Origin of the sequence: Marinobacter sp. (assembly GCF_052094685.1) — a bacterium.
In the GTDB taxonomy this organism is placed as follows: Bacteria; Pseudomonadota; Gammaproteobacteria; order Pseudomonadales; family Oleiphilaceae; genus Marinobacter.
The window spans coordinates 1-5,407 of sequence record NZ_JBQDKB010000151.1 but is presented as its reverse complement, the minus strand read 5'-3'; the positions used below and the strand labels follow the sequence as shown (position 1 = coordinate 5,407).

General features: G+C 51.9%; 7 protein-coding genes. 5 read left to right on the top strand and 2 right to left on the bottom strand.

What is annotated here, in order from left to right; translation table 11 throughout:
- A partial coding sequence (locus tag ACTH3S_RS17740) for a DUF1328 domain-containing protein (RefSeq protein WP_441810340.1) occupies positions 1-158 on the bottom strand: 158 nt, incomplete at its 3' end.
- Positions 159-407: 249 nt separating this feature from the next.
- Here ACTH3S_RS17740 and ACTH3S_RS17735 point away from each other — a divergent pair.
- From ACTH3S_RS17735 to ACTH3S_RS17725, 3 genes are all read left to right on the top strand, one after another.
- On the top strand, positions 408-884 hold the full coding sequence (locus ACTH3S_RS17735) for a hypothetical protein (protein WP_441810339.1): 477 nt from the start codon (positions 408-410) through the stop codon (positions 882-884).
- A gap of 26 nt (positions 885-910) precedes the next feature.
- Positions 911-1,147: a TIGR02647 family protein gene (locus tag ACTH3S_RS17730; protein WP_441810338.1), complete on the top strand. Its 237-nt coding sequence runs from the start codon at positions 911-913 to the stop codon at positions 1,145-1,147.
- Positions 1,148-1,273: 126 nt separating this feature from the next.
- Positions 1,274-2,164, top strand: coding sequence for a DMT family transporter (locus ACTH3S_RS17725; RefSeq protein WP_441810337.1), 891 nt, complete (start codon positions 1,274-1,276; stop codon positions 2,162-2,164).
- Positions 2,165-2,184: 20 nt separating this feature from the next.
- On the opposite strand, the gene ACTH3S_RS17720 is transcribed toward ACTH3S_RS17725, so the two are convergent.
- On the bottom strand, positions 2,185-3,408 hold the full coding sequence (locus tag ACTH3S_RS17720; RefSeq protein ID WP_441810336.1) for an iron-containing alcohol dehydrogenase: 1,224 nt from the start codon (positions 3,406-3,408) through the stop codon (positions 2,185-2,187).
- Positions 3,409-3,582: 174 nt separating this feature from the next.
- On the opposite strand from ACTH3S_RS17720, the gene ACTH3S_RS17715 reads away from it, so the two are divergent.
- Both ACTH3S_RS17715 and mtgA read left to right on the top strand, forming a co-directional pair.
- Complete coding sequence (locus ACTH3S_RS17715) at positions 3,583-4,485, top strand: diacylglycerol/lipid kinase family protein (protein ID WP_441810335.1); 903 nt, start codon at positions 3,583-3,585, stop codon at positions 4,483-4,485.
- A gap of 7 nt (positions 4,486-4,492) precedes the next feature.
- Positions 4,493-5,188, top strand: coding sequence for a monofunctional biosynthetic peptidoglycan transglycosylase (gene mtgA, locus ACTH3S_RS17710; protein WP_441810334.1), 696 nt, complete (start codon positions 4,493-4,495; stop codon positions 5,186-5,188).
- The last annotated feature ends 219 nt before the right edge of the window (positions 5,189-5,407 follow it).

The following is a 5,407-nucleotide window of genomic DNA, read 5'->3' as shown; positions in this document are numbered from 1 at the left end:
CCGCGTACTGCATTGGCAATAAGCGATATGACCAGCAGGATGAGAAAGATAAAGAATAGTACTTTAGCGATACCTGCCGCTGTACCTGCAATACCCCCAAACCCTAAGACACCAGCAATAATTGCGATGACCAGACAAACTACAGCCCAATAAAGCATAGTAAATCCTCGTTGTTTGGCTTCAATCTAAAAATGGCACAGCTTTTGAGGATGCACAAATAATGGGTGCTGTCGGGACCTGTGCTGTATAACTTTTTAGTTTCAGATGTTATTTCAAGGTTATGTTTTTATTAGAATAAATCGGGTTTATTGGCGGATAATTACACTTTTATAAGATAGGCTGTTTGTCGGTGTATTGTTATCCTCACACTGCTGCTATTCTTGATAGACGCAGGTTTGGAGTAATGTATGAATATAAAACACACAGTCTGCGCACTGGCTGTCGCCGCGTCTTATACGCTTGCTGCACCTCTGTGCGCGGAACCAGAGGACTCATCCGTCAGTCAGCTCAAGCAGGAGAGTCAGGAGCTTAGCGAGGCACTGCAGGAGTATGGCGCCGACCAGAAGGACCAGGCGGAAGACTCCATTAACCGAATGCTCTCAGCTCTCGATAAACGAATTGTAGAGTTAGAACAAGAGCTGACGGAGAACTGGGACGATATGAGCAACACCGCTCGGGATCGCTCACAGGAAAGCCTAGAATCTCTGCGTGAGCAGCGAGCACGAGTGCAGTCCTGGTATAACGAACTCAAAGCCAGTTCCGCATCGGCATGGGAGCGAGCCAAAAAAGGTTTCTCGGATGCGTATGAATCATTTTCCGAGCAGTGGAACGAAACTGAACGGGATTTGACCCTCGATCAGGACAAGAGATCCAAAAGTATTTGACCACCAAAACCAGACAAGGAAACACCATGCCACTTTCTTCCGATCACATTGACGAGCTTAACTTGCTGTCCCAGTTTGAATCCTCCTCAGGGCAGGCTGGTATTAAAGTACACCGCAGTGACGCGGCACCTGAAACCGTTCAGGCCGCAGAGCGCCTGTATGCAAAGGGACTGATCAGCCAGGATGACGGCGGTTATCTCACGCCCCTGGGCAGCGAAGCTGTCGAGCTGACCCAAAAGCTTCAATCTATCCTTACCACCTAGCAGCCACGCGGTCAGCCCGGATCGCCACCTGTAATGGTTACCCGGCCGGGTGTCTGTGTCTGTTCCGGTTGCGAGCTGGTCTCTAAACTGACTAGCGTTTCAGATACCTGATCCCGGCAGTTCTTTATGCGATCGTTTTTTTACTCTTTTTTTGTTCCCGCCTTGTTTGTGTGGCTGTGGAGTACTGGTTTTATTGGTGCCAAGTATGGTTTGCCCTATGCCGAGCCGTTTACTCTATTGCTAATTCGAATGCTACTAACTCTGGGGTTACTTGCTGGCCTTGCCTGGGTGTTAAAAACCCGCTGGCCTGGTTGGCGTGCAGCCGGTCACCTTGCCGTAACCGGGCTACTGGTTCACGGTTGTTACCTAGGTGGTGTCTATTACGCGATTCAAGGTGGTATGCCTTCGGGCATAGTGTCTCTGGTGGTTGGTTTGCAACCACTGGTCACCGCGGGCGTTGCTGTGCTCATATTGAAAGAAACCGTGTCATGGCGGCAATGGCTGGGGCTGGGGCTTGGACTGTTGGGTGTTACGTTGGTTTTACTGGAGAAGTTTGGCGGGAGTGGTAACGCTGGGGAAGGCTTTCCGTTCTGGACGTTGGTTTGGGCCCTGCTTGCTCTGACGGGTATTTCTCTGGGTACGGTTTATCAGAAGCGTCATGGCACGGGTGCGGATTTGGTGGCGGGCACCATTATTCAGTACGGTGCAGCCGCTGCATTGTTTGCCGTTGCCGCATTAATGCTCGAAACCCGTGAAGTGGTGTGGTCGTTACAGCTACAGCTTTCCATGGCTTGGCTGGTCTTGGGGGTTTCCGTTGGCGCCATACTGTTGTTGATGTGGCTGATTCGTCGTGGTGCAGCGTCTCAGGTTGCTAGCTTGTTCTATCTGGTGCCGCCAGTAACTGCTTTGCAAGCTTTCTGGTTGTTTGATGAGCGCCTGGGCGCACTGGCCATCACCGGTGGCATTGTGTCTATCACCGGTGTTGCCTTGGTGGTGTCACAAAGGCGCCCGGCTTAACAGGCGCCACAGCAACGGTCTTACCGCGCTGTTTGTTTGCTGATGGTGCGCATAACCCCAATAATTTCTTTTTTATTCATGTACATGGGGACTGCATAGGTGCCGTGTGCTTCTTTCATGGCGGCATCTGCCATCACCGAAAAGTGTTTTTCGTCGATGCCCTGTACCGCTCGTTCTATCGGCATGGCGGCTAATAGCGCATTGACCCGCTGAATCAGCTTGTCGGCGGCTTCTGAGTCTGCCTCTGTATCTGTGGCTAAGTCACACAGCCTGGCCAGCGCGGCCATTCGGGCCTGTGCGCTGTGCCTGTTCAGCTCCAGAATGTGTGGCAGAACAATGGCATTCGCGCGGCCATGAGGCACGCCATACTGTGTGCCAAGCTGATGTGCGATGGCGTGTACATAGCCTAGCGCCGTTTTGTTTAATGCCAAGCCACCGTAGTTTGCGGCCAGTGCCATTGCGTCGCGGGCTTCGTAGTTCTGACCGTTTTCGCAGGCTTGTTCCAAATACTTGAAGATCAGCTTTACGCCAGCTCCGGAATAAAACTCGGTTTCGGGTGTCGAAAAGTCACTGATCCAGGATTCCAGGCAGTGGGTCAGGGCATCAATGCCAGTATCTGCGGTTACCGACTTTGGCATGCCAGCTGTAATTTCGGGATCCAAAGCTGCGGCCAAAGGAACCACCTTTGGGTCGATCACGAGGTTTTTAACGTGTGTGACTTCATCGGATATAACCGCGCCGATGGTTACCTCTGAGCCAGTGCCGGCGGTAGTTGGAATAACAAATAAAGGAAGCGATCGCTTTCGGGCTTTGAGTATGCCAACTAACTGCTTAGGTGTTTTATGGTTGGATGCGGCCAGCGCCAACACCTTCGCAGCGTCAATAGAGGAGCCGCCGCCAATTGCCAGTACGGCATCGCAGCCATTGTGACGGAGTATTTCTAAACCATTTTCTACCACTCCAAATCCTGGGTCTGGCGTCACTCCGCTGTATACAACCGTCTCAACTCCAAGCTCATTCAGGTGTTCCGCGATCGGGCTGATAACCCCGAGCTTAAAAAGCACATCGTCTGTCACGAGCAGAACTCGCTTGAAGCCAAAGTGTGCCATATGCTCGGCCAGCCGAAAGCGAGACTGTGCGCCCAGCAGCGTATTGGGTATAGGGCTTGGTATAAGCTTTGTTACTAACTTGAGCGCAGCCAGTTGAGCTTTGGCGCGTACAGGGGTAATCAGATCAGCAATCATGGCCAGCTTCCGGGTAGTTCCAGTTGAGTTCAGGTCTTGACTATAGTCTGACAATCTATCATTTGGAAATGGCTCCGGTGTCCTTATGGTAACGTCAGATGAGACGTGTTTGAGGTATCTTAAAGCGACTGTTTTCCGGGAAATGTCTAAAACTGTGACAGAGATAGAAACGATATGACCTATTGGCTGGTTGCGAATCCAGAAGCGGGCGATGGCCAGAAGGGCCGGGAGTTTTGGCTTGAACAGCTGGCGAATGCCGGGATCACAAGCCTGGAATATGGCTCTTTTCAAGAACAAGGGTGGCAATCGCAAGTAAAGGCAGGTGATATTGTGATGGTTGCTGGCGGCGATGGGTCGGTTAATGCCGGGGCCAGTTTATGCCTTGAACGCAACGCAACACTGGCTGTATTACCTTCGGGAACCGCAAACGATTTCGCCCGTAACCTGGCCCTGCCAGACGACCCCGCTGCCGTGTGCGAGCTGGTTCAGCAAGGCGTCACTCAGCTGGTTGATGTGGCAGAATTTGGCGACGGAATTTTCCTGAATGTTGCGCACGTTGGCCTGGGAACTCTTCCAGCCAGGGAGTCGCAAGGTTCTGCCAAAAAATTGTTTGGCCGGTTTAGTTATGGCGTCGAATTACTGCGCCGAGTGAATGCCAAACGGGGATTTCACGCTAAAATACAGTGTGATCAGGCTTTTGTGCGTGGTCACTGGCTATCGATTGCAGTATCCAATGGTGCTTTTTTCGGGGGCGGTAACGAAATTCCGCAAGCAACGGCCAATGATGGGCTTTTGGATGTTATTGCTGTGAAGCCGCGCCCACTGTTTCAGCTTTTGCTCACCTTTTTTCTGGTTCAATTTAGTGGCAAATCTCCCAGGCGTACCAGTACGGTTGTGCACCTGAAGGGCAGACGCTGCGACATTCTCACCGCCAATGAAAAAACCGTGACTGTCGATGGAGACGCAGCGGGTAAAACACCATTGCGCGCGATGTGCCGAAAGCACTGCCTTCGTGTGATTGGACCTGAGGTGGTGAGTACGGGTGAGGCTGAGAACAGCCAGCCGGGGCTCAAGTAGGGCATTTATGGCTCGTAGATCTATAAAAAAACGATTATTTCGCATGGCTGCCTGGGTGTTTTTCACCGTGGTTGCGTTGTTCGTTTCTCTGTTGCTCCTGTTCCGCTATGTGAATCCGCCAACCTCTGCATTTATTCTCAGCTACAGTCTTGCCAACCCTGATAAAACCGTGCAGCAGCAGTGGGTGGATCTTTCTGATATTTCACCCTGGATGCCTCTCGCGGTTGTGGCCAGCGAGGATCAGCGGTTTCCAGAGCATTGGGGGGTTGATTTTTCAGCCATCCGCAAAGCGCTGGCGGAATATCAGTCGGGTGATGGGCTTAGGGGGGCCAGCACCATTACCCAGCAAACCGCAAAAAATCTGTTTCTCTGGAATGATCGAAGCTTTGTGCGCAAAACACTGGAAGCCGGCCTTGCCCTGGCTCTTGATGGCCTTTGGCCCAAACGAGGGATTCTTGAGGTGTATCTGAATATTGCCGAATTTGGCTACGGAATATACGGTGTGGAGGCTGCGAGCAGGTTCTACTTTGGTATTTCAGCACGACACTTGTCTGCCGAGCAGGCGGCGCGGCTTGCCGCTGTGTTGCCAAACCCCAAGGTATTGAGTGTTACCTCACCATCGCCTTATGTGCGGGATCGGGTGTTCTGGATTCGTGGCCAGATGGATCAGCTTTCCGGGTTGCAGTATCTGAGAGGCCTTTAGCATTCTCTTGCATACATACCTTGGGCGCTCTATGACATACAAACTCTCTTGAATACAAAAAGGCGTTGGCTCACGGAGCCGGGTCGTTCTTTGCTACCATGAGCCCCTGTACCGACGGAAGAGAACGTTATGAAAGTAATGTTATTGGGAGCAACGGGGCTTACTTGTCACCGCCGGAGTAATACTGACCCACTAGCGCCGACTTAAAATTGACCCATC